The following is a 24,288-nucleotide window of genomic DNA, read 5'->3' on the forward strand; positions in this document are numbered from 1 at the left end:
AAAAGGCGCTTTATAAAGCGCCTTTTATATAGGGATAAGCTAAATTTAATAAAATAGGCTGTGCTTTACCATTTGGATGAACCAAATCTTTTTGCATCAGGCTTTTATTTCCAGCGACACCTTCTAAGAAAAAGGGCAGTAATTTCACTTTGTATTGTTGACTGACCACTTTGTAATTATTTTCAAAAGCCTTGCTATAGGCGGTGCCATAGTTTGGCGGTATTTTCATTCCCAAAACAACCACGGTGGCATGGGCTTTTTGACTCTGTTGGATCAATTGCGCTAAATTTTTTTGAATCATTTGAGGGGGCTGACCACGCAGTCCATCATTCCCGCCAAGCTCAATCACCACAACACTCGGCTTATGCGTTTGCAACAGTTTGGGTAAACGAGCTAAAGCACCACTGGTGGTTTCACCACTCACACTGGCATTGACCACTTTGTGTTGTTTCGGATACTGTTGGTCTAACCGTTTTTGCAGTAAATTTACCCATGCTTGCTGTGGTTCTATGCCATAACCTGCACTAATGCTATCTCCTAAAACCATCACGGTTTTTGCAAAAACCCAAGTGGGGCTCATGCACAGTGCAATCAAAACCAAGTATGAATTTATGCGTTTTTTAAATTTGCGATTTTGCACGAATATTTGCATATAGGGATGTTATGACCCAAGTTCAAAGTAATGTAAACATCATGCCACAAGTGATTATTTCTGCCCAGCAACTGACACAAAAGATTAAACTTCCACAAAAAGAACTCACTATTTTTTCAGATTTGAATCTGAGTATCACAGTAGGTGAACAAGTGGCCATTACAGGGCGTTCAGGTTCAGGAAAGTCCACACTGCTTGGTATATTGGCGACTTTGGATCAGGCCAGCAGTGGTGAGTTAAGTGTTTGTGGTGAAAGTATTTCCAAACTCAATGAAGAGCAGCGCGCAGAAGTTCGCCTAAAGCATATTGGTTTTGTGTTTCAGTCCTTTCAACTTCTACCTCATCTGACCGCGGTTGAAAATGTGATGCTCCCGCTACGGCTTCATCGTTCATTTAACTTTGTCGAAGCTGAACGTCGTGCTTTGAGTTTATTGCAAAAAGTTGGCTTAGAGCGACAGGCCAGCCAAACACCGAAGGTACTTTCGGGTGGGGAGCAGCAGCGGGTTGCGATTGCCCGTGCGCTGATTGCTGAACCAAAAATTATTTTTGCCGATGAACCAACAGGAAATTTGGACAGTCAAACTGCGCGAGAAATTGAGCAACTATTGTTTCAATTGAACCGTGAGTTGGGTACGACCCTGATTTTAGTAACGCATGATCATACGCTTGCTGAGCAGTGCCAACGGCATTTTGAATTACTTGATGGGCAGTTGATCGAACATCCTCGAACGGGAGGATAAAATGAATTCTTTATTTCAACCTTTACTGAAGCAAAGTTTTAAAAGTAGTGGTGTGTATTTATTGATTATTGCGTTGATTCTCGCGATCAGCGCCACGACTGCACTAAAGTTTAGTAATGAACAAATTCAAAACGCCGTAGCGTTGCAAGCCGCTGAGATGTTAGCAGGGGATTTGGTTCTAACGGACAGCGAAAAGCTCGATCCGAAATGGAAAGCACAAGCGACAGCGCTTGATTTAAAACAATCCGAAGTCACTGTCTTTAGTTCGATGGCATATACCAATGATCAGTTTGTTATGGTCAATGTCAAAGCGATTGATCAAGCTTTTCCTCTACGTGGAGAGCTACGCATTCAGCCAATTGCGAAACACATTGCCTCGGGTGAAGTGTGGTTGAGCCGGCGTGCTATGGATTTGCTACAAGTCAAATTAGGTGATCAACTCAATATTGCAGATGGTGTGTTTAAGATTACAGGCTTGATTGAGCATGACTCTAATCAGGAGTTAGGTTTTTCCGGTTTCTCGCCAACGGTGATTATTTCACAAGCGGATATTGCCAAGACCAATGCCATACAAGTCGGTAGTCGCATTGAATATCGTTTACTGATGGCAGGTGCAATACAAGATACCCAGCAGTTTGAAGCAAATTTTAAGCAGCAAAATGTAGCGTCTGAAGAGGTCAGTGCGACAACTCAAAGTCCTAATGCGGAAGAACCACAAAACAGCTTACGCTTACGCAATGCCAGTGAGGGTAATACCCGTTTAATGAAACCGATTGAAAATTTGGACACATTTTTGCAGTTGGCGAATATCTTAACGATTTTACTGTGTGGAATTGCGATTGCTTTGACCAGCCAACGCTTTGTACAACAAAACCAAGATCACATTGCGCTATTACGTTGTATGGGGGCTGCGAAGTCACAAATTCTTTGGGCTTACCTTAGCTTGTTGGGTGTGGTGTTCTTGCTTGCCATGCTGGTCGGGAGTGCCGTGGGTGTCGGGCTAGGTTATGGCTTGTTACAGTTGATGTTACAACTGATACCACACTTAAGTATTGCGTTTTCAGCGTGGGATATGCTGCTCGGGCCGATTCCGATTGCCATGTTGACCAGTGCCGTAGTACTACTGGGTTTTGTCTTACCTAGTTTTTGGGAACTGTTAAATACTCCACCGATCCGTGTCATTCGCAGTCAAGAAAAATCAGTTTCGTCTATGTTTTGGATGTTACTTGCAGGCACGGCAAGTCTGGTATTATTTAGTATTGTTCTGACTGAAAACATGGTACTGACAGCCATGGTGATTGGGGCAATTATTATTCTATGTGCAGTATTATACGTTGTGGTCTGGCTGAGTTTGAAGTTCCTGCGCGGCTTGAAAAATGCGGTTTCTGCCTATGTCCGCACGCCTTATCAAACTGCGTTTCAGATTACAGCTTTGGCTTTAGGACTCAGTTTAATTACGGTTTTAGCCGTGCTACGAACCGATTTGTTAGAACGTTGGCAACAGCAAATCCCTGTAGGAACGCCGAATCAGTTTGTATATGGTTTACCGCCTTTTGACATGCCTGAGTTAAAAGCGAAAATTGAACAAAACCATTGGAACAGTACGCCGCTCTATCCGAATATTCGGGGCAGGCTGATTGCCAAAAATGGACAGCCTTTTGCTACGGATTTGGTGAAGCAAAATAATTCCTTACGTCGCGAGTTAAATTTAACCCAAGCAGACAGTTATCCTAAAGACAATGTAATTGTCTCTGGAGTATCAAAACTGACAGCAAAAGGACAAGTTTCGGTAGAAGCCAATACCGCAACAGAGCTTGGGATAAAAGTGGGGGATCAACTGACCTTTAGCTTACCAGAGGGTGTGATTCATGCCAAAGTGGCAAATTTAAGAAGCGTGGAATGGGAAAGTTTTAGCCCAAACTTCTTCTTTATTTTTGCGCCCCAAACTATGGATGAAAATGCGGGCAGTTATTTGGGCAGTTTCTATGTGCCTGAGTCAGACAAAGCGAAATTGGTCAGTATCATTCAACAATTTTCCAATACCGTTTTTATTGATGTCAGTTTAATTTTAGATGAAATTAAGCGCATCGTGACGGTACTGGTACAGATTGTCACGATCCTTGCAGTTTTAGTGAGCATTTCGGGCATTTTGGTTTTAATTGCTTGCCTGAACTTACTTATGGATGAGCGTAAACGTGAAGTCGCATTGTTGCGCTCATTTGGGGGTTCCAAGCAAAAACTTAAAACTATGCTTAGCTTAGAAATTGGCTTTATTGGTTTTATGGCGGGTGTAGTTTCTTGTTTGTTTGCTGAAGCGATAAGTGCGGTCGCATGTTATCGCATGGGCTTAGCCATTCAGCCACACTGGGAAATCTGGCTCATTTTACCGCTCTTTATGACTGTACTTTGTACATTGATTGGGCGTTATCGCTTGAGTTATCTCAGTGATATTCCACCCTTACAAAGTTTGAGAGAGATCAATCAATCGTGATTGATCTCTTAATGCGTGAAGAGTTAAATCTTAGAAATTGAGCTGTTGGCGCATCATCATTAATACTTCAGACCATAGGGGCTGAATGTGGGTTACCAGGTTTTGGCAGTGTAAGTAAAGCCAATACGAGCCACAGGCCGCCAAAACAAGGCTCAGTGGCATAATCCAACGCTGTTGGTTTTTTTGGGAGAGATACCAAAGTGCCGCCAAAACAGCACCCATCAACATGCCGCCAATATGTGCGGCATTATTAATCCCTGAAATCATAAAGCCCATGGCTAAGTTGATTCCCATCACGATCAGTAAAGTCTTTTTATCTAAAATAAAACGTTGCTGTGGGAGCATCGGTAGTAGGGATAGAACCGTCAGTGCTGAACCCAGTCCCATGACAGCACCTGAAGCCCCTGCACCTACTCGTGGTAACAACTCTGGATTTGCTACGCCAATACGGAGCAGTTCATAACTGTCTTGAATGGCGAGATAGCCACTGAGCAAGCTCCCCATGAGACCAGCAAGGACATATAGTGCAAGAAAATAGACACGTCCAAACATTTGCTCCAGCACACTACCAAAAATATACAGCGCCCACATGTTCAACATCAGGTGAACCAAACCAAAATGAAAGAACATACTGCTCAATAAACGTATCGGTTCAGCCAAGAAAGTGAGCGGTGCATAGTCTGCTCCCCAGCGGATGGCATCAGCCGTGCTTGGATTGCTGACATCCATGCCATGTAGGACTTGCCAAAAAAACAATCCAACATTGATGGTAATAATGAGGGCGGTAATCCACCATAAATGTACGTCGAATTTTGTTTTGATTTGAGGAGGTGTAAGCTCGGTCATGCTATTCTTGCTAAAATTTTGCTATATTGCCCAAGCTTAGCATGAATAAAAATGATTTTTGGAGTAAGCCACTGGCATGAAAGTTTTTATTGTTCGTAGTTTGTTAGTCGTTATCAGCTTCGTGCTTTTGGTACAGTTGTGGATTTTTGCAAGCCTCGCGTGGTGGCGTTACAAGCCAGTGGAAACCACGATGTTTATGCGGATTGATTATTGGTCTGAGCCGTCTAAACCGATTCAACACGAATGGCGTGATTATGATGAGATCAGTGAATACATGAAAAAGGCCATTGTTGCGGCTGAAGATGGCAAATTTATGCAACATCATGGTTTTGACTGGGACGGGATTCAAGCAGCGCTCGAACGTAATAATGACACGGGCAAGGTAGTTGCAGGTGGTTCAACTATTTCGCAGCAGTTGGCAAAAAACTTATTTTTGTATAACAAACGTTCATTCATTCGTAAAGGTCAAGAAGCTGTTGCAACTTGGATGATGGAGCGGATGTGGAGTAAAGAACGCATCTTAGAGGTATATCTGAACTCGGTAGAGTTTGGCGATAATATTTATGGCATTGAAGCGGCAACCCAACATTACTTTGGTAAAAGCTCCCGTAGTCTAAGTCGTGAGCAAGCAGTCTTTTTAGCGGCCATTTTACCTAATCCGAAATATTACCAAGATCATCAAAATGACCGTAAGTTACAAAACCGCGAGCGCATGATCCGAAAGTACATGCGTTATAGCGATATCCCATAATTACTTTGTTGTGAAAAAGCCCAAATTAATGGGCTTTTTTTATGAAATTGTCACAAAATTGAAGCATACTTATCATGATAAAACGCATTCAAATAATCAAAGGTTAGCTATGAATACGGCAGCAAGCACATCTCCTATATTACAACCTGAATATGCATATAACGACCGCTATATTAACCGTGAGTTATCAATATTAGATTTCCATTTACGGGTTTTGGAACAAGCTGTAGATCCTTTACATCCGCTTTTAGAACGGATGAGTTTTTTACTGATTTTTTCACGCAATTTAGATGAGTTCTTTGAAATTCGTGTTGCAGGGGTTTTAGAGCAACTGAGTTTAGGCAATGAAAGCCGTAGCCCTGATGGTTTAACCCCTCGTCAAGTACTCGACCAAATTTCGCAGACTGCACATGCCGCAATTGAACGTCAGTACCGCATTCTGAATGAAGAAATTTTGCCAAAACTGCGTGAAGAAGACATTTGCTTCCTACGCCGTGGGGAATTGACGCCTGCACAGTCGTCATGGGTGAAAAAATATTTTCAGGAACAGGTCGCACCTGTTTTAACTCCGATTAGTTTAGACCCTGCGCACCCGTTCCCGCGTTTAGTCAATAAAAGCCTCAACTTTATTGTGACTTTGGAAGGGAAAGATGCATTTGGTCGTCAGATTGATTTGGCCGTTGTTCCTGCTCCACGTTCATTGCCACGTGTGGTGCGTTTACCTGATGAACTCACAGGTGGAAAAGAACACCATGTGATGCTTTCAGCGATTATTCATGAGCATGTATCTGATTTGTTCCCAGGTATGACTGCGACAGGCTGTTATCAGTTCCGTGTAACACGGAATGCCGACTTGGCACTCAATGAAGATGTGGAAGACTTAGCCAAGGCACTGAAAGGCGAGTTGAGCTCACGTCGTTTTGGTCGTGCAGTACGTCTAGAAGTGACACAAAACTGTCCAGCGCATATTTATAACTACTTGCTTGATGAATTTGATTTACATGAGGAGCAGTTATACAAAGTTGAAGGGCCTGTAAATTTAGCACGTCTATTGTCCAATTTTAAACGTCCGCATCTACGTTATGATGCGCATATTCCAGTTATTCCTAAAGTATTGAAAAAGTCGGAAAGTATGTTTTCTGCCATGCAGAAACAGGACATTTTACTACATCAACCGTTTGAGTCTTTTGCACCTGTGATTAACTTATTGCGTGAGGCGGCTCGTGATCCACAAGTGTTGGCGATTAAACAAACCCTCTACCGCAGTGGTGCAGACTCTGAAATTGTACAGGTCTTAGCTGAAGCCGCACGAAATGGTAAAGAAGTCACCGCAGTGATTGAGCTGCGTGCTCGTTTTGATGAAGAGTCAAATATTGAAGTTGCGAATGTGTTACAAGAAGCGGGTGCAGTAGTTGTTTACGGCATTGTGGGCTATAAAACCCATGCCAAAATGATTCTTGTGGTACGCCGTGAAAATAATAAACTTGTTCGTTATGTGCACTTGGGAACGGGTAACTACCATGCGGGTAATGCGCGAATTTATACCGATTATGGCTTGCTCACCACCGATAAAGAGTTGTGTGAAGATGTACACCGTATTTTCCAAGAGTTAACAGGTATGGGGAAAATGGCGAAGCTGAAAAAGCTACTCCATGCACCTTTTACGCTGCATGCTCAACTGATCAACTTTATTGATGATGAAATTGCCAATGCCAAAGCAGGCAAGAAAGCACAAATTATTGTGAAAGTGAATGCGCTGACCGAGGTGCAACTGATCAATAAACTGTATGAGGCATCGCAGGCAGGTGTGCAAATTGATCTCATTATTCGTTCTATTTGCTGTCTACGTCCGGGTTTGCCAGGACTTTCAGAAAATATTCGTGTACGTTCAATCGTGGGACGTTTCCTAGAACATACGCGCGTTTTCTACTTTAGTAATAATGGCGATGCGCGTATTTATGGGTCGAGTGCCGACTGGATGGATCGAAATTTGTTTAATCGTGTTGAGGCATGTTTCCCAATAGAAGATCCTGCTTTGAAAAAACGTATTTATCAGCAGGGTTTGTTAACTTATTTACAAGATAACCAACAAGCGTGGTTATTACAGGGTGACGGAACATGGATACGTGCGACGCTTGCGGAGGGTGAAACCGAGCATAATGCACAGCGTTATTTGCTGGATGTGATTAAATAATTTTAGGGATTGTGCCTGAATCTGCAAAAGATTCAGGCACAAAAAAAGGAGTCATGTTTGACTCCTTTTTTATGCACTAAAATGAGGTTAGTGCAGATCTTGAGTAATTTTTTGCAGGATTTGTAGTAACACATCAAATTCGCTTTGTAACGGGGTGCTTTTACGTGTTACCAAAGCCAAAGTACGGCTTGGTGCGGCTTCAATTTGCTTAACCAGTAAGTCTGGGTTGGCTTTGATCATATTGGTACGTACTGCAATTTCTGGCAATAAAGTAAAACCAAGATCAGCCGATACCATTTCAACCAATGTCGGTAAAGAGCTTGCTTTTAAGCGATGGTCATTTTTACGTTCACCAATCGGGCAGGCACTGAGCGTATGATCGCGCAGGCAATGACCTTCTTCCAGTAACATTAAACGCGATAAATCTAAGTCATCTAAATTGTTCGCTTGGCTACTTGGGATATCTGCTTTATTGCACACTAAGAATAGGCTTTCTTTTGCAACTTCAGCAACTTTGAGGCCACGTGTATCAAAAGGTAGAGCCAAAACGATCATGTCTAAATTGCCATGTTCGAGTTTTTCTACAATTTTCTCACTTTGTGCTTCGTGCAAATGTAGTTGAATTTTAGGCAGTTGCTTATGCACTTCATCTAACAATTGCGCCAGAATAAATGGTGCAATGGTTGGAATAACACCTAAATGTAAATCACCAGTGAGCGGCTCGCTCATTTCTCGGCTTAAACGCATCAGGTCTTGAGCATCTGCGAGTAGAACACGAGCACGTGCAACAACCTGCTCACCTAGGGGCGTTAAGCGCACATTTTGACGATCACGCTCTACAAGTACGCCACCGAGTAGGCGTTCAAGCTCCATAATCCCACCCGACAAAGTCGATTGGGTTACAAATGAACGGCGTGCAGCTTCAGTAAAATGCAGCGTTTCTGACAGTGTAACGAGATATGACAGCTGTCTTAAGGATGGTAATGCAGCCATAGTGTCCTAATGATTATGATTTAAAATGTTGTGCAAATAATTCGCTAAGATTTGGAATGAAGTGCGGTGGGATATCATGCCCCATTCCATCAATTAATTCAAATTTAGCACCCACAATTGCCTTTGCAACGGCTTTTCCGTGGCTAGGCGGAAGTAAACGATCCCGAGAACCATGCACTACAAGGGTTGGTTGTTGGATCTGTTTGTCCAGTTGCAATAAAGAACCTGTACATAATATTGCTAAAAACTGTTGAAGTACACCCGCTGGGTAATAACTTCGACGATATAATTTGCGAGATGTCTGAATTGCTTCTATTTGGTTGTGATAACCTGGTGAGCCTATGATCTTAAACACTTTTAAAGAGTGGCTGACAATTCCTTCTTCATCGGTTGATTCAGGTCTGCCGATGAGACTAAAGAGTTGTTTTGGGAAAGGCGGAGGAAGTAGAGGTTGATTGTTGCTGGTGAACATCAGCCCCAATTTTTTTACTTTTTGCGGATGACGTGCTGCAAGAATTTGCCCAATCATACCGCCCATGGATGCACCAATCACATAACTTTCATCCAAACCTAAACGGTCTAGAAGCAAAGAAACATCATCCGCCATGTCGTATAAGTCATAGGGTGCACCACGGTTATCTAAACCTAAAGCAAAGCGTCCCATTAGTTTAAGTGTGTTTAAACGTGGCCCTTGATGTTTAATTTTTGAAGATAAGCCAATATCACGGTTGTCAAAGCGAATAATACGAAAACCTTGGTCAATCAGTGATTTACAAAAAAAGTCAGGCCAAAATAGCAGTTGCGCTCCCAAACCCATAATTAAAACAATGGTGGGATGATGATCTTCACCACCGATTTCAACATGGAGTTCAATGCCATTACCTAAGTCGACTTTGGTTTCGCGCATGAAGGAGGTATAGGGGGAAAGATTATATTGGAGTGCGCTATTCATTGTTGTCATCCTCACATAAAGGACATTTATTGTTATAAATGTCCTTTTATTTAAACCTTAAACCTGTGCAGGAATCAAGTCTGGAACCAGTTTTGTCAATGCTAAACGTTGTTTTCCAGCCGTCGCACCCAGTAGTACGAATCCACGAAGTGTACCTTGACTATCTAGGGCTTTGGCAATCATGCCATCGTCTAACTCTTCTGTTTCCCAGTTTACGTCAACACCAATTGGTGCAGGTAAAACGGTCAACGGTGCAGCAGGGGTTTTCACTGCAACAGGCATAGCAGGGTAATGTACGGCAGTTTTTTCACCATTTAAGGTTTTTGCAAGTGCGCGAGCTTGCTGCATGATCGGCATAACATAAGGCAGTAGCAACCCGTTCACTTCTGCACAGTCACCTACGGCATAAATATGAGGTTGATTCGTTTCAAGTTGTGCGTTGGTTAAGATTCCGCGACTGGTTTGGATATCGGCATCCTTTGCAAGGGAAATGCTCGGTTGTAAGCCAATAGCAGATAGCACGACATCTGCCACTAAAGACTGACCGCTGGCTAAAGTTACAACATAGTCGCCATTTTCAATTTTAGACACTTTTTCAACTGTGGTGCCAAGGACAAAATGTATACCCGTTGCTTCAAGGTTTTCCTTAAACGCACTGGAAACATGTGCGGGTAAGAGACGTCCCAATGGTTGATTGGCTAAGTCAATTACTGTGGTTTGATGACCTGTATGTTGTAAGTCGTTGGCAAATTCACAACCAATCAGACCTGCACCTAAAATCACGACACGCTTATCTGCACGCTTTTCAAGTTCAGCCCTGAAAGTTTTGTAGTCATCTAAGTTATTGACTACTTGAATATCTTCACTGCCATCACCGGCAATCGCAAGGCGAATTGGATTTGCACCTACCGCTAAAACCAATTGTGAGTAGGGCTGTGTAGATTCAATACCATCTTTGATTAAGGTCAACTGTTGTTGTTCTGCATGGATTTCTTTGACCCAAGTGTGTGTAGCAATTTGCATTTTGAGCTGAGCTGCCATTTTCTCAGCATCGCCCAAAGCAATTTGTTCAGGTGCTTTATTTGCCACAAAGGCATTGGATAAGGTTGGCTTGGCATAGTTAGTCGCATCATCTGCACAGAGCATGAGCAGTTCTTGTTCAGGGTTGAGCTTACGAAATTCACGTGCTACAGCATAGCCTGCCATACCTGAGCCAATGATGACGATGGGATGCATAAGGTTCTCCAGAGATTATTTTAAGGACGTAAAAAAAGACCATGCTGCATGGTCTTTAACATTAGAAATTAGATTTCAACCATTTCAAAATCAATTTTTGACACACCACAATCTGGGCAAGTCCAATCGTCTGGGATATCGTCCCATTTGGTACCCGCCACGATGCCATCTTGCGGCCAACCTTCTGCTTCGTCATAAATCCATCCACAAACGATGCATTGATACTTCTTCATTTGACTCTCCAAAACGCTGAACAAGAAAGGGTTCAGCAAAATAATCCATTAAGCAAAATGCTATTGATCTGACTTTAGTAGCATACTCATGTAATCTAAATTTTTACGCAGTTCTATTACGAATGTAAAGTAAATATCGGAGTTTAATGATTGAATGTTTGAGCTAAAAGCGACGCTAAGGACAAAACGTATCATTTAAAACCAGATTGTATTTTGAGCGTATGCAGAATATAGACATGAAAATTGCTTAAATGAGGGTATTCGCTTAAGTTTTTATCTCAGTAAAATTCATGCCTTAGACTAAAGTCGGGCTGCATATCTTTCTTTAAATTGCTATTTTATGATTAGATAAATCTATACCTAATATTTAATAAATAAATGATGTAATTAAAAACAATGACTTATAAAACTTTACTAAGTTTCTGTATTGGAATGTCGGGAGTTTTTGGCTGTTTTTCTGCAAGATTTGCTGTAAAATTCATCTATTCTTTTTCAAATTTCATTGATCTCCTATGAGCAACTTGTCTACAACGCTGTGGTCTCACATTCGTACGGTCCAAGATTTCCCAAAACCAGGTATTTGTTTCTTCGATTTAACGCCATTATTCATGAGTAATCTTGAGCCACTTACAGATGCACTGATTGCAAGTATTCCTGCGGAGAAGTTGGCTGAGGTAGACAGTTTTGTTGCTGTAGAAGCGCGTGGTTTTGTACTTGCAAGCTTGCTTGCGCAACGGTTGGGCAAAGGTTTGTTGTTAGTACGCAAGGCGGGTAAACTGCCACCACCAGTTGTAGGCGTTGGCTACAGTTTGGAGTATGGTTTAGATCGCTTAGAAATGGCAGCGAATATAGCATCACAAAAAGTGATAATTGTAGATGATGTTCTAGCAACAGGCGGGACATTAAAAGCAGTGAAGCAGTTGGTGAAAAAATGCCATCATGAAGTATTGGGTGCAAGTATTTTTCTGGATTTACCAGATTTGCATACTGACTTAGGTTTAGAAATTTGGTCTGTACTAGATGACAAATCTAAGCCAGAATCTGTAGCAGCATAATTGCGTTAAAAAAGCCTTGGATGATCCAAGGCTTTTTATTTATACAAATATTGTTGTTCTAGATGTTCAATCAATTGATTGATATTTTCAGGTTTCAGTAATCGGTGGTGTCCACCTTCAACGGCTTGTATCAGCATATAATTTTCTAATATTTCCTGTGCTGCATACATATCAATCAGCTCATCGCCGAGCTCCAAGTAGGCGACTTGGGGAACGTTGTGGTCTAGGTCTGTATCATTAATACTCGGATAATCATCACGGAAATCTGGTGCTAAACGAGGATTGGCAATTACACATGGAATTTGATGTGTCAGTGACATTTTCAACGCCCAATATGCCCCAATGCAATGCCCTACAATAATTTCAGGTTTTATTTTCTCAATAATATCGTCATAAAAACTGGCTACAGTAGAAAAGTTCAGATAGCGATAATCAATGTCGATACAAAACTTTTGTTTTGCATCAATCGCATGGAATTTGGTGGACTCACGGGAAGAGTCTAATCCATGCAAAAACAAAATTTTAGATTCGCATCTGCTCATATATTGTCATTCAATCAAAAATTAAATTATTTTATTGGTGGCGAAAAGTTTACTTTTCCACGATTTATAACATTCATTGTAGAGTGATTCATATTGAAAGGAAGTTAGCTTTTGGTCTAAGAAAAAAGCTGAGTATATCGACAGTTAGTTCTTAGGTTTGAAATCAACAGAACAAAGACTTTTTTATATATCGCTTGGTTTTAGATGATGCTCATTCGTCCAGAATTCTGCTATGCTATGCAACTTCCGTTTTTTAATACATATACGAGGCAGAGATGACGCAACAAAACGCTCAATCGACTTCTGAACAAGCCATTTCCGAAAACGATTTAATTGCACAGCGTCATGCCAAGTTAAAGCAGATTGAAGATCAAGCCAAACAAACGGGCACTAGCCCATGGCCAAACACGTTTAAACGTGAACATTATGCGCAAGACTTACAAGATCAATTTGCAGACAAAAGCAAAGAAGAGATTGAAGCAGCCGAGCATGTTTATGTGTCTGTAGCGGGTCGTGTGATGTTGAACCGCGGTTCATTCATCGTGATCCAAGATATGACGGGTCGTATCCAGTTATACGTGGCGCGTAAAGAATTAGCACCTGAAACCTTAGAAACCATTAAGAGCCTAGATCTTGGTGATATTATCGCGGTGAAAGGTTATATCGGTCGTTCAGGTAAAGGTGACCTTTATGTACATATCGAACATTTTGAGCTTTTAACCAAGTCACTTCGTCCACTTCCAGATAAATTCCATGGTCTAAACGACACTGAAGTCAAATATCGTAAGCGTTATCTTGACCTGATTGTGAACGAAGAAACACGTAAGACTTTTGAAATCCGTGCCAAAGTGGTTTCAGGCATTCGTGCGTTCTTAACTGAACAGCGCTTCATGGAAGTAGAAACACCGATGATGCATGTGATTCCGGGTGGAGCGTCAGCGCGTCCATTTGAAACACATCACAATGCTTTGGATATGCCACTTTTCTTACGTATTGCACCTGAGCTTTACTTAAAACGTTTGGTGGTCGGTGGTTTTGAGCGTGTGTTTGAAATTAACCGTAACTTCCGTAACGAAGGTGTCTCGACACGTCATAACCCAGAATTCACTATGATTGAATTCTATCAAGCTTATGCAGATTATAAGGACTTGATGGAACTGACTGAAAATATGCTTGAACGCTTAGCGCTTGACATTTTGGGTTCAACCGATGTGCCTTATGGTGAAGAAGTCTATAGCTTCAAAGGTCCATTTAATAAAATTTCGATGTTTGATGCCATTCTTGCGCACAACCCACAGTTCACGCCTGATAATGTCAATGACCGTGAATTCTTAGCAAAATTTGTGCAGGAAGAACTGAAAGAGCAGGTGAAACCAGGTTTTGGTTTGGGCAAACTGCAAACTATCGTATTTGAAGAAACTGTTGAAACTCAGTTACGCCAGCCGACTTTCATTACAGAATATCCTGCTGAAACTTCGCCATTGGCACGTCGTAATGATCACAACCCACACATTACGGACCGTTTTGAGTTCTTTATTGGTGGTCGTGAACTTGCCAATGGTTTCTCAGAGTTGAATGATCCGATTGACCAAGCTGAACGTTTCCAAGCACAGGTTTCAGAAAAAGACGCGGGTGATGATGAAGCAATGCACTATGATGCAGACTTTGTTGAGGCGCTTGAGTACGGCTTACCTCCAACAGCAGGTGAGGGTATTGGTATTGACCGTTTGGTGATGCTATTTGCTAATGCTGCGAGTATTCGTGATGTGATTTTGTTCCCACACATGCGTCATAAAAACTAAGTTTACTGAGCCACAAAACCCGCACTCATTCTCAATGAAATGCGGGTTTTTTGATGGTTTCAGCATTCAGTGTAAAGCCTTTTGAATCCGAACTTTCATGTCTAATGCTTGCTGAAAGATAAAATCTTTCATCCAGATGACTTGTTCACCTAGTGGATTGGTTTTGATCGCAGTATTTAAAAAATCGAGTTTAGGCTGATTGAAGATTTGCTGTTCAATTTCATACAGGAGTTGGGCGGATGTGGCATAGAGTGGGCAACTCAACATGAAAAAAGTTTTGGGATAATTATAGAAAGCGTAATTAAGATTAAATGCTTGTTCATCTCCTTTTAAATGCCCAATACCGATTTCATAACTGCGGTCTTGGTTGCTATGTGTAATACCGATCAAAAATTCAAGCTTCAAAATTTTGCAGTCATACTGCGAAAGTCGTAGACCAAATTGCATGCCAATTTGGTCTGTACTATGTTCATGTTGTACAAAGCTGGGAAAGATCGAGCCTGCTTCATTGAGTGCTTCTTGTAGTATCAGCATGTGGTTATTATGTTGATATATGAACCCAGCCAGTTGAGCTGCGTCTAATTTACTTTTTATCGCTGCTATTGTGAGGTTTGGTCTAGACATAGAATAAAATAAGTAGATGAAAAATTTACTGTAGAGTTTTTAGTGCAGGTGGCATAGCTAGTGCTTAGATGAAATATCAATCACAAAAGTACTTAAAACACTGAATATGACAGGGGAAGTTAATGTAATATCTGCATTTATTTTGAACGTTGGAGTTGTTGAATAAAACTAATAGGGCTTATCAATTTTGTTTTATATGAGCTTTTTGCATATAAATATAATAAAACAAGCAATAGCGTGCATAACTAAATCTTTATAATGAATATATATTTTTGAATGTGTAATAAGTACACGATTTTTGTGAGTTGGTGCTGTCAATGTCATTAAATGAGGAAAGACTTACTCATCTTAAACAGCTTGAAGCTGAGAGTATTCATATTATCCGCGAAGTAGCTGCTGAGTTTGAAAACCCAGTCATGCTCTATTCTATTGGTAAGGATTCAGCAGTGATGCTGCATTTGGCGTTAAAAGCGTTCTATCCTGCCAAACTTCCATTTCCGCTTCTACATGTAGATACAGGCTGGAAATTTAAAGACATGATTGCTTTCCGCGACAACATGGCAAAAACGCATGGCTTTGATTTGATCGTACATCAAAACAAAGAAGGGAAAGATGCGGGCATTAACCCATTTGACCATGGTAGCTCAAAATATACCGACATCATGAAAACTCAAGGCTTAAAACAAGCACTTGATAAATACGGTTTTGATGCAGCTTTTGGTGGTGCGCGTCGTGACGAAGAAAAATCACGTGCTAAAGAACGTGTCTATTCATTCCGTGACTCGAAACACCGTTGGGATCCGAAAAACCAGCGTCCTGAACTTTGGAATCTTTACAACGGTAAAGTGAACAAAGGTGAAAGTATTCGTGTGTTCCCATTATCAAACTGGACTGAGCTTGATATTTGGCAATATATCTACTTGGAAAGTATTCCATTGGTTCCACTTTATTTAGCTGCAGAACGTCCTGTGGTTGAGCGTAGTGGCACACTGATTATGGTTGATGATGAACGTATGCCTTTAAAAGAAGGCGAAGTTCCACAAATGAAATCGGTACGTTTCCGTACACTTGGTTGTTACCCACTTACGGGTGCAGTTGAGTCGACGGCAAATACCCTACCTGAAATTATCCAAGAAATGTTGCTTGCAACCAGCTCTGAACGTCAAGGTCGTATGATTGACCATGATGAAGCAGGCTCGATGGAAAAGAAAAAGCAAGAAGGTTATTTCTAACTGTTGATAAATCTCTCCCCTTGCGCAGCAGTGCTGCTCATCTTTTTCTAAGAGAGGAGAAAAGCCCTTCTTTTGTAAAGGGGGAAGTCTCCCTTAACAAAGGGAGATTTAGAGGGATTAAAGAGATTAAAACCGATTTCTAAAGAATATGTGGAGTTTTGAGCAATGTCTCATCAATCAGAACTGATTAGCCAAGATATCTTGGGCTATCTAAAACAACATGAAAATAAAGACCTATTGCGTTTTTTGACTTGCGGTAATGTCGATGATGGTAAGTCAACTTTAATTGGTCGTTTGCTTTACGATTCAAAATTGATTTATGAAGATCAATTGCAAGCGGTGACTCGCGACTCTAAAAAAGTCGGTACGACAGGCGATGCGCCTGACTTGGCGCTGCTTGTAGATGGTCTACAAGCTGAGCGTGAACAGGGTATTACCATTGATGTAGCTTATCGTTATTTCTCAACTGAAAAACGTAAGTTCATCATTGCTGACACACCAGGACATGAGCAATATACGCGTAACATGGCAACGGGTGCGTCGACCTGTGATCTTGCGATTATCTTGATTGATGCGCGTTATGGTGTACAAACTCAGACACGTCGTCATACATATATTGCAAGCTTACTTGGCATTAAGAACATTATTGTTGCGATTAACAAAATGGATTTGGTTGAGTTTTCTGAAGCACGCTTCAATGAAATTCAGACAGAGTATGCAAACTTTGTTGCACAACTCGGTGACCGTAAGCCAAACAACATTATCTTTACGCCTATTTCAGCATTGAATGGCGATAACGTTGTCAATAAATCACCAAATACACCGTGGTACACTGGTGAAACGTTGATGGGTACACTTGAGTCGGTAGAAATTAACCGCAGTTCAGTGACCAATGATTTCCGTTTCCCTGTGCAATATGTAAACCGTCCAAACCTCGACTTCCGTGGTTTCTGTGGTACGGTTGCGTTAGGTGATGTATCGGTAGGCGACAAAATTGTGGCTTTACCATCGGGTAAGTCATCAACGATCAAAGAAATTGTTACTTATGATGGTAACTTAGAGCGTGCTGTTGCAGGTCAAGCGGTGACGTTGACGCTGAATGACGAAATTGATATTTCACGCGGTAATGTACTTGTACGTGCAGATCAAACGGCGCCAGAAATTTCACGTTCAGTGAATGCTACTGTGGTCTGGATGGCAGATCAACCACTGGTGATTGGTAAGCTGTATAACTTAAAAGTAGGCACACAAACTGTTCCTGCAAAAGTGACCGCAATTAACTACCGTACCAATGTCAACACATTGGAAAAGGTGCAAGTGGATAGCCTTGAGCTGAACGCCATTGCTAATGTCACCGTTGAGTTTGATGCGCCTGTGGTATTTGATCGTTACCAAGACAGCCGTTATACAGGTTCGTTTATCTTCATCGACCGTTTAAACAACGTGACGATTGGTGCGGGTATGGTGGAAGAGTCTGTGGAATGGTCTGCTCATAGCAACCCTGTCACAGCGGAAGACCGTGCTGCACGTTTAGGTCAAAAACCTGCTGCGGTAACTGTATCTGTGAAAGCACTTGAAAATGCACAAGTACTTGAGAACTTGTTAATTCAACAAGGTGTGGTTGCGATTGCGAAAGCTGGTTTAACTGCCGATCAGGTTGCGCTAGTACGTGAAACAGGTGTGGTTGTGGTGACTGACCTTGTAGACGGTACAGATGTCGCATTTACGCAAGATGCGGTTGAAGAGCTGGCTGATAAAATTGTTGAATTGGTTCGTCTTTAATAGATTTGGCTAATTTGAAAGGAACCCACCGTAAGGTGGGTTTTTTATTATTATGTTGCGTGTTTAAAGGTGATCTAAATAAAAAAAATGGTTTTTTAACAATCATTTAATGTTATGCAATATCCCTTAGGGCGGTTAATGTGGTAAACGCCAGTACTTGTAATGGAGTAGGTGAGGTGGTTCTGTTGTGTTATTTGGATAGTATAGGTGATCGAATGGTGAAAACGTTTAAAGTGCGAGCATAGTTTAAATTAGAATTGATAGACTAAAAATAAAAGAGAAAACCTGCAATGGTGTCGGCCTTCTCTTTAGGTACGGCTTATGAATGGGATGAACTAAGCTTAGATTGTTAGATTACCAATCAATTGGCTTTATTAGGGAGATTCATTGCTTTTGTTTAATCGCTTCTTCAACTTATTCACATAGCGTTTAAATGGCCACGTAAACTGCTTCACAAAACTGTTTGGAATTTTATAACCCACTGTGCCATATACACTGGCTAAATGATTGGGCATATAAATGGATTTAAACATCACATCATAAAGGGGGATAAAGGCAGCATAGTTTTTATCAATCGCAGGCTTTTCAGAAGAATGATGCCAGTGATGGAATTCAGGCGTTGCGATTAACCAGCGCAGATAGGGAAAGCGGAAACGTACATTGGAGTGAATAAAAATGGCATGGAAAGAAATAAAGACCAAATAAGCAAATACTGCAGAGGTATGAAAGCCTAACAAGAAAATTGGTAAAGTTGCGATAAAACGAGTCATTAACACTTCAACAATGTGTAAGCGTGAAGAGGCTAGCCAGTCCATTTGTTCGGTTGAATGGTGAATGGCATGAAAGCGCCATAAGAAATTCACTTCATGCATCGCACGGTGTAACCAGTAGGTGGTGAAGTCCACCACAATCAATAGCTCAATAAACTGTAACCAAATCGGTTGTGCCTGCACATAAGGCACAATCGGGTTATTGGGAATATGCGTGATCCAATACTGAATAGGCATGACCGTTAAAAACGAAAAAAGCTGAATGCCAATATGGCTAAACATAAAATATTTCATGTCTGTGACCCAGCCGACGCGCAGAATTTTTTGTTCTGTGTTCTTTGCAAAGAATCCTTCAAGCGGGATAAAAACCAAAGCAAGGATGATTAAGGTAATAACGAAATAATCAAAACCTGCATAAAATGGTAGCGCAGGTAATATCGGTGCTTTGATCAACCCACAACCTAAAACAGCTGCCAAAATGGTGATACATAAACCATAAAAACCGTATTTATTCTGTTTAATGATTGCACTATAAGTACCGAAACCAGCACTGACGACAATACCGAACAGCAAGGCGTAGTAAAAAGCATCATAGTGTTTACTATAAAGCGGGCGTAGTTCAGGTGTGGTTAGGACGCTAGGAAACAAAAAACATAAGGCAGCAAAAATACCCAAAAACCCTAAGGACATAGAAAGAAATGCACTGATCTTGCCTTGCCCAGCATTGAGTTGTAGGTTTTCAAATTTTTTTCTGAGTTGATCTGTCATTGTAATTAATTCTAAGTTTTAAGCTATTGGTCTGCGTTTACTTGAGTGTATAGGCGCAAAGACATAACGCAAATTTTAACGATATTGGGTGTTTACATCAATGAGATCGAACGTATTGATTTATGTTTTAACGCTTAGATATTCAAATTCTTCACTTTTTAATGATGATTTTAGTTTGAAATTTAGTGCTTGAAATAATCCAAAAACATATTAAGATATATCTTAATAATTTTAAGTTGTATCTTATGTATGTCGAATGCTCTTGAGTCTGAAGCTATTGTCGAATTGGACGGATCTCCTGTTTTACGTAAGCGACGTTTATTTGAAACAGGACAAATGAAGCTCTTAGCACTGCATCTTATTTCGTTGGCACCCAAATATGGTTACGACATTATTAAAGACATCGGTGAGATTGTAGGAGGAGGCTATTGTCCAAGTGCAGGAACCATCTATCCAACTTTGAACTATTTAGAAGAGCAACAATTTGTTCGCGTTGAATTGGGTGAGGATAAACGTAAGCAATACTGTATAACGGCCTTGGGTTTGCAACATCTTGAGGCTGAGCAAGGGGGGATTGAGAAAATTTTGGTGCGTTTTGATACCCGTAAACAAATTCAAAATAATGAGCAATATCTTGATATTAAACGTGCTATGGAAAATCTAAAAGCTTCTCTACGGCTTAAGATTCAGCATAGCGAATTGAGTCCTGAACAAATTCGGGCGATTGCTGCGGAAGTTGATCGGGTTGCAGTGAATATTGCATGTCTCTAGGAGAATAAAATGAAACAACATCGTTATGAAGTTACACTCAAACATATTGCCGATGCGCAAGGTAACCCGTCTAGTTACACCGATATTTTAAGTTTTAACAGCTATAACCACGACGACATTTTTAAAGTGTTAGAGATGATTCAAAGCAGTCAAATGCTTGATGATGAAGCTGCAAAATCATTTGCTGTTGGCTTAAAGCTATTTAGTGAAGTGATGTTGGAGCATAAAGAGCTTCCATTATTTAAAGATTTCATGCCTCAGTTCGGGCAATTTATGAAGGCGTTAAAACAAACCGTTAAAACGCAGAAGCAAGGTTAATTTTTAATTGGGTCATTTATGTTGAATACGCGCCTAAAAATTCATATCAAACATCTGAATTGGCTGATGCCGTTACTACTTTCAGGGCTAATGAGTGGCTCAATTTCTGTGTTTAATTTATTGTTGAATAAGGGTTTGGTGGATGGCTTATTTCAGCTTTGGTTAAAAAGCTGGAGTTTATCTTGGCTGATTGCATTTCCTCTGATTATGCTGTTTTTGCCTCTCGTCCGTAAATTTCTAATGCGGTTTGTGCATCTGCCAGATCAATCTTAAAACTCAAGTTATTTGGTTGATAAGCATTGTACTTTGAATAAACATGGTTTAGATGCTGCTTTAAAGGCTGTTGTTTCTGGGCTGAAAATCTTTTTGCTTTGATTCTGATTTGAGCGTGGAATATCACAGCGAAAAATGGTGAATAGACTATACATAAGTACGGTGTTCTTCATTTCAGTTTACTTCTATGATCAAATACGTCGATGAAACTTGAAAAATATTCAAAGCGTAGGGAATAAATCATGTCACAAACAACAATGCAGCAGGTCATTATTACTGAGCCGGGCGGTGTGGATAAGTTAGCTTATGAAACAGTGACGATCCCAGAAGCAAAAGCTGATGAAGTTTTGGTGAAGGTGCATGCATTTGGTATTAACCGTCCAGACATTCTACAACGTCAGGGCTTATATCCGATGCCACCTGGGGTAACACAAGTCCCAGGACTTGAGGTTGCAGGCGAAGTTGTTGCTGTTGGTACAGACGTTACACAATTTAAAGTCGGGGATAAGGTTTGTGGTTTGACTAATGGTGGTGGTTATGCAGAGTATTGTGTGGTTCCACAAAGTCAAACTTTACATATTCCAGAAAATGTAAGCTTTGTTGAAGCTGCGGCTATTCCTGAGACTTTTTTCACAGTTTGGGCGAATGTATTTCAAATGGGTAAAGCCAAAGCGGGCGAAATTGTATTGGTACATGGTGGAAGTAGTGGTATTGGTACGACAGCACTTATGTTGTGTAAGTCATTGGGTATTCAAACCTTTGCCACAGTCGGCACAGATGAAAAAGTTCAAGCCATTGCGAACTTGACAGATGCCATCAATTATAAGACGCAAGATTTTGAACACGTGATTAATGAGAAAACGGATAATGGTGGAGTTGATGTTATTTTAGATATGGTGGGTGCCCCGTATTTAGAAAAGAATTTAAATCTACTCCGTCGTGACGGGCGTTTGGTCTATATTGCCTTTTTGGGTGGAGCAAAGGCCAAAGAGGTTAAGTTGGGTCAAATTATGATGAAGCGCTTAACGATCACTGGTTCAACCATGCGTGCACGAAATACGGCTGAGAAGGCTGAGATTGCACAAGGTTTACAAGATCATGTGGCACCGTTATGGGCTAGAGGTGAGTGCTTACCGATGATTTATCAAACTTTTGAGTTCGATCAGATTCAAGCGGCGCATGCGTGTATGGATACGGGTGAGCACGTGGGTAAAGTTGTTGTAAAAGTTCTGTAATATTTATATAAAATAAAAAGTAGAGCTGACATCATGTCGGCTTTTCTTTTGCTGAAATTTTTACAAAACAATCAAAATAATATATTGAAAAAATGAAATAATTTACCAAATATTAAAAAATGATAACTGTACGACACAACCTGTCAAAACTGCGGTGTAAATTTGCAGCTGAATTTAAACCTGACAAATTTACGTGGTTTTAAATGAAAAATAAAACAGAGAAGAGGGTGGTCATGAAAATTTTATCGACATCGTACACACATTCACAAGGTTTTCGTGCGCTTAAACGTCTGCATAGGTCTGTGATTCATAATCGAGTTTTGCCTAATGACTTGCACAAGCTGTATAAAGCCTTAATTCATTTTGAGCGTTATATCGAACGCTTAGCTCATCAACAGTCGGACTTAAAAAAGAAATTTAAACAAAAGTGATCATTCTGATAAAAACATGAGATAGCTGTAAAGTTGATCATTTTTATTTAATCAGGGGATCCGGAAGTTAAAAGAGGGTTGCTACGGAGTAGTTTAAGCAAATCGCGGTATAAATAACCATGCCGATGATTGAAGCTAAATTCCGTTTCTTTAAGATGCAAATATAACATCTTCTTGTCAATTCCATTAAATTTGCTGAGCCGCTTTTTTGCATAGCCCCAAAAGGATTCTATACCGTTAATATGACGTTCCCCACAGGCAAATTCATTGTCCCTGTGATTTACTCTGAAGTGTTTATCAAAGCCAATATCAACTAAACCATCATACCCCCTCCATCCATCTGTATTGGTGATTGAATCACGTTCTATATGCCCACGGATGATTCCTTGCAGCGTAGCTTTTGAGCAATCTGGTACAATTTCTGTGCACACATTTCCATCCCGTTTGAGCAACCCAAACACAATGGTTTTTCCTGATGCCCGCGACCTCACTTACCACGAACACGACGAGCACCAAAGTAAGATTCATCCAGTTCAACGATGCTATTGAAGGGAGATATTTCTTCACATTGGACAGCAATCTTTTTACGCAATTTGATATAAATTGTATTGATGGAGCGAACAGAAATATTGGTAAGTTTAGCAGTATCAGATGCAGTAAAATCCATGGCAAAAAAGCGAATGATTTGTCTGAATTGTGCTTCTGCGATTCTTGAACGGGAATAGTATCTATTTTTTTCTTTCATATAAGGAAGTTACCATACTTTTTAATATGCTTAACTTCCTAAGCCTTTAATATTTAATTTTAAGTAAATTAATAACTATAATTTTTGGTATATTTAGACCTCTTGCAAAAGTCAAAAACAATCAGATGTAAGTGTTGATTTTATTAAGTTCGATCAATTCTAAAATGATTGAAAATGGTACTTACTCAAGAGGTCTATTTTATGCCTATTATATTTTATAGAATTTAATAAGTATTATCGGATATTAATTATTAATGACACAACCTGTCATAAGGCTGTGAATAATATGCAGAGATGAGCAGTGTGAGATGAATTGGATAGATAATGGCAAAAAGTTCTGAAAAAAGTGGGCTATTGGCTGAGCGTTTAGCAAAATTGCTCGTCAAGTTAAATAATGGTGTACACCTAGATATAAAGACCTTGGCTAGTGAGTTCAATGTGAGTGAACGTACCATTATTCGAGATATAGGCCGTTTAGAATCTACTGAATTGGTTCTACAGCGTGATGCTCAGCAAAGATATTATTTAGAGACTAATTCAACTGGTGTATTTAAACAAAAAGATATAAGAAGTTTTGCCAAAATTTCTGGGATTCAAAATCTATATCCAAATTTAACAACATCGTTTTTAACTAAGCTGTTAGATCGTGAGCAACTTACTTATGAAGCAAGAGGCTATGCTTATGAGGATGCTAGTAAATTTGAAAATTTATTAAAGATGTTCTCTGAAGCGATTGAGAGAAATCAACAAATTGGTTTTTTATATAATAATGAACCACGAGTTGTTGAACCTTACCGCTTGATTCATCATCATGGAAGCTGGTATTTGGCTGCTGTGCGAAAAGGAAGGCTT

23 protein-coding genes and 1 pseudogene are annotated in these 24,288 nt (G+C 40.5%); 14 read left to right on the forward strand and 10 right to left on the reverse strand.

The window, feature by feature from the left end; translation table 11 throughout:
- Nucleotides 1–10: 10 nt before the first annotated feature.
- Nucleotides 11–652, reverse strand: coding sequence for an arylesterase (locus DPG01_RS10885; protein ID WP_110975107.1), 642 nt, complete (start codon nt 650–652; stop codon nt 11–13).
- Between the two features lie 11 nt (nt 653–663).
- On the opposite strand from DPG01_RS10885, the gene DPG01_RS10890 reads away from it, so the two are divergent.
- Nucleotides 664–1,392, forward strand: coding sequence for an ABC transporter ATP-binding protein (locus DPG01_RS10890; protein ID WP_110975108.1), 729 nt, complete (start codon nt 664–666; stop codon nt 1,390–1,392).
- 1 nt (nt 1,393) lies between these two features.
- Nucleotides 1,394–3,883, forward strand: coding sequence for an ABC transporter permease (locus tag DPG01_RS10895; protein WP_110975109.1), 2,490 nt, complete (start codon nt 1,394–1,396; stop codon nt 3,881–3,883).
- Nucleotides 3,884–3,913: 30 nt separating this feature from the next.
- Here the strand turns inward: DPG01_RS10895 and DPG01_RS10900 are convergent, their stop codons facing one another.
- Nucleotides 3,914–4,729 (reverse strand): rhomboid family intramembrane serine protease, encoded by an 816-nt coding sequence (locus DPG01_RS10900; protein ID WP_110975110.1) that lies wholly within the window; start codon nt 4,727–4,729, stop codon nt 3,914–3,916.
- Nucleotides 4,730–4,805: 76 nt separating this feature from the next.
- Here DPG01_RS10900 and mtgA point away from each other — a divergent pair, with 76 nt between their 5' ends.
- Complete coding sequence (gene mtgA / locus DPG01_RS10905) at nt 4,806–5,480, forward strand: monofunctional biosynthetic peptidoglycan transglycosylase (RefSeq protein WP_086208461.1); 675 nt, start codon at nt 4,806–4,808, stop codon at nt 5,478–5,480.
- 109 nt (nt 5,481–5,589) lie between these two features.
- Complete coding sequence (gene ppk1, locus DPG01_RS10910; protein WP_110975122.1) at nt 5,590–7,674, forward strand: polyphosphate kinase 1; 2,085 nt, start codon at nt 5,590–5,592, stop codon at nt 7,672–7,674.
- Between the two features lie 87 nt (nt 7,675–7,761).
- Here ppk1 and oxyR read toward each other — a convergent pair whose 3' ends face one another.
- The 4 genes from oxyR to rubA all read right to left on the reverse strand — a co-directional run bounded on the left by oxyR (nt 7,762) and on the right by rubA (nt 11,088).
- Nucleotides 7,762–8,667 (reverse strand): LysR family transcriptional regulator OxyR, encoded by a 906-nt coding sequence (gene oxyR, locus DPG01_RS10915; protein WP_110975111.1) that lies wholly within the window; start codon nt 8,665–8,667, stop codon nt 7,762–7,764.
- A 13-nt stretch (nt 8,668–8,680) separates the two neighbouring features.
- On the reverse strand, nt 8,681–9,619 hold the full coding sequence (gene estB / locus DPG01_RS10920) for an esterase EstB (RefSeq protein ID WP_086208459.1): 939 nt from the start codon (nt 9,617–9,619) through the stop codon (nt 8,681–8,683).
- Nucleotides 9,620–9,676: 57 nt separating this feature from the next.
- Nucleotides 9,677–10,855: an NAD(P)/FAD-dependent oxidoreductase gene (locus tag DPG01_RS10925; protein ID WP_086208458.1), complete on the reverse strand. Its 1,179-nt coding sequence runs from the start codon at nt 10,853–10,855 to the stop codon at nt 9,677–9,679.
- Between the two features lie 68 nt (nt 10,856–10,923).
- Complete coding sequence (rubA, locus tag DPG01_RS10930; RefSeq protein ID WP_004694381.1) at nt 10,924–11,088, reverse strand: rubredoxin RubA; 165 nt, start codon at nt 11,086–11,088, stop codon at nt 10,924–10,926.
- 512 nt (nt 11,089–11,600) lie between these two features.
- On the opposite strand from rubA, the gene DPG01_RS10935 reads away from it, so the two are divergent.
- Nucleotides 11,601–12,143 carry an adenine phosphoribosyltransferase gene (locus DPG01_RS10935; RefSeq protein ID WP_110975112.1) on the forward strand — a complete coding sequence of 181 codons (543 nt, stop codon included), beginning with the start codon at nt 11,601–11,603 and terminating at the stop codon, nt 12,141–12,143.
- Nucleotides 12,144–12,178: 35 nt separating this feature from the next.
- Here DPG01_RS10935 and DPG01_RS10940 read toward each other — a convergent pair whose 3' ends face one another.
- Nucleotides 12,179–12,685: a YqiA/YcfP family alpha/beta fold hydrolase gene (locus DPG01_RS10940; protein ID WP_086208456.1), complete on the reverse strand. Its 507-nt coding sequence runs from the start codon at nt 12,683–12,685 to the stop codon at nt 12,179–12,181.
- A gap of 275 nt (nt 12,686–12,960) precedes the next feature.
- Between DPG01_RS10940 and lysS the strand changes: the two genes are divergently transcribed.
- Complete coding sequence (gene lysS / locus DPG01_RS10945) at nt 12,961–14,487, forward strand: lysine--tRNA ligase (RefSeq protein ID WP_110975113.1); 1,527 nt, start codon at nt 12,961–12,963, stop codon at nt 14,485–14,487.
- Nucleotides 14,488–14,553: 66 nt separating this feature from the next.
- Here the strand turns inward: lysS and DPG01_RS10950 are convergent, their stop codons facing one another.
- Nucleotides 14,554–15,111 carry a hypothetical protein gene (locus tag DPG01_RS10950; RefSeq protein WP_110975114.1) on the reverse strand — a complete coding sequence of 186 codons (558 nt, stop codon included), beginning with the start codon at nt 15,109–15,111 and terminating at the stop codon, nt 14,554–14,556.
- A gap of 317 nt (nt 15,112–15,428) precedes the next feature.
- Here DPG01_RS10950 and cysD point away from each other — a divergent pair, with 317 nt between their 5' ends.
- Entirely contained in the window at nt 15,429–16,343 is a 915-nt protein-coding gene (gene cysD / locus DPG01_RS10955) for a sulfate adenylyltransferase subunit CysD (protein WP_004694369.1), read from the forward strand.
- Nucleotides 16,344–16,508: 165 nt separating this feature from the next.
- Entirely contained in the window at nt 16,509–18,125 is a 1,617-nt protein-coding gene (gene cysN / locus DPG01_RS10960; RefSeq protein WP_110975115.1) for a sulfate adenylyltransferase subunit CysN, read from the forward strand.
- 374 nt (nt 18,126–18,499) lie between these two features.
- Here the strand turns inward: cysN and DPG01_RS10965 are convergent, their stop codons facing one another.
- A complete protein-coding gene (locus DPG01_RS10965; RefSeq protein ID WP_110975116.1) occupies nt 18,500–19,663 on the reverse strand; it encodes a sterol desaturase family protein in 1,164 nt (387 codons plus the stop codon).
- A gap of 249 nt (nt 19,664–19,912) precedes the next feature.
- Here DPG01_RS10965 and DPG01_RS10970 point away from each other — a divergent pair, with 249 nt between their 5' ends.
- The 5 genes from DPG01_RS10970 (at nt 19,913) to DPG01_RS10990 (ending at nt 22,691) form a co-directional block, all read left to right on the forward strand.
- Nucleotides 19,913–20,434, forward strand: a complete 522-nt coding sequence (locus tag DPG01_RS10970; protein ID WP_110975117.1) for a PadR family transcriptional regulator — start codon at nt 19,913–19,915, stop codon at nt 20,432–20,434.
- A 9-nt stretch (nt 20,435–20,443) separates the two neighbouring features.
- Nucleotides 20,444–20,752, forward strand: coding sequence for a DUF3861 domain-containing protein (locus DPG01_RS10975; protein ID WP_086208450.1), 309 nt, complete (start codon nt 20,444–20,446; stop codon nt 20,750–20,752).
- Nucleotides 20,753–20,770: 18 nt separating this feature from the next.
- Nucleotides 20,771–21,025 (forward strand): DUF2798 domain-containing protein, encoded by a 255-nt coding sequence (locus DPG01_RS10980; protein ID WP_110975118.1) that lies wholly within the window; start codon nt 20,771–20,773, stop codon nt 21,023–21,025.
- 242 nt (nt 21,026–21,267) lie between these two features.
- Nucleotides 21,268–22,260: an NAD(P)H-quinone oxidoreductase gene (locus DPG01_RS10985; protein WP_110975119.1), complete on the forward strand. Its 993-nt coding sequence runs from the start codon at nt 21,268–21,270 to the stop codon at nt 22,258–22,260.
- 233 nt (nt 22,261–22,493) lie between these two features.
- A complete protein-coding gene (locus DPG01_RS10990; RefSeq protein WP_086208447.1) occupies nt 22,494–22,691 on the forward strand; it encodes a hypothetical protein in 198 nt (65 codons plus the stop codon).
- Between the two features lie 47 nt (nt 22,692–22,738).
- On the opposite strand, the pseudogene DPG01_RS10995 reads toward DPG01_RS10990, so the two are convergent.
- Nucleotides 22,739–23,436: pseudogene (locus tag DPG01_RS10995) on the reverse strand (IS1595 family transposase).
- 324 nt (nt 23,437–23,760) lie between these two features.
- On the opposite strand from DPG01_RS10995, the gene DPG01_RS11000 reads away from it, so the two are divergent.
- A partial coding sequence (locus tag DPG01_RS11000) for a helix-turn-helix transcriptional regulator (RefSeq protein WP_162622340.1) occupies nt 23,761–24,288 on the forward strand: 528 nt, incomplete at its 3' end.

This window comes from Acinetobacter sp. WCHAc060042, assembly GCF_003231195.1.
GTDB lineage: Bacteria > Pseudomonadota > Gammaproteobacteria > Pseudomonadales > Moraxellaceae > Acinetobacter.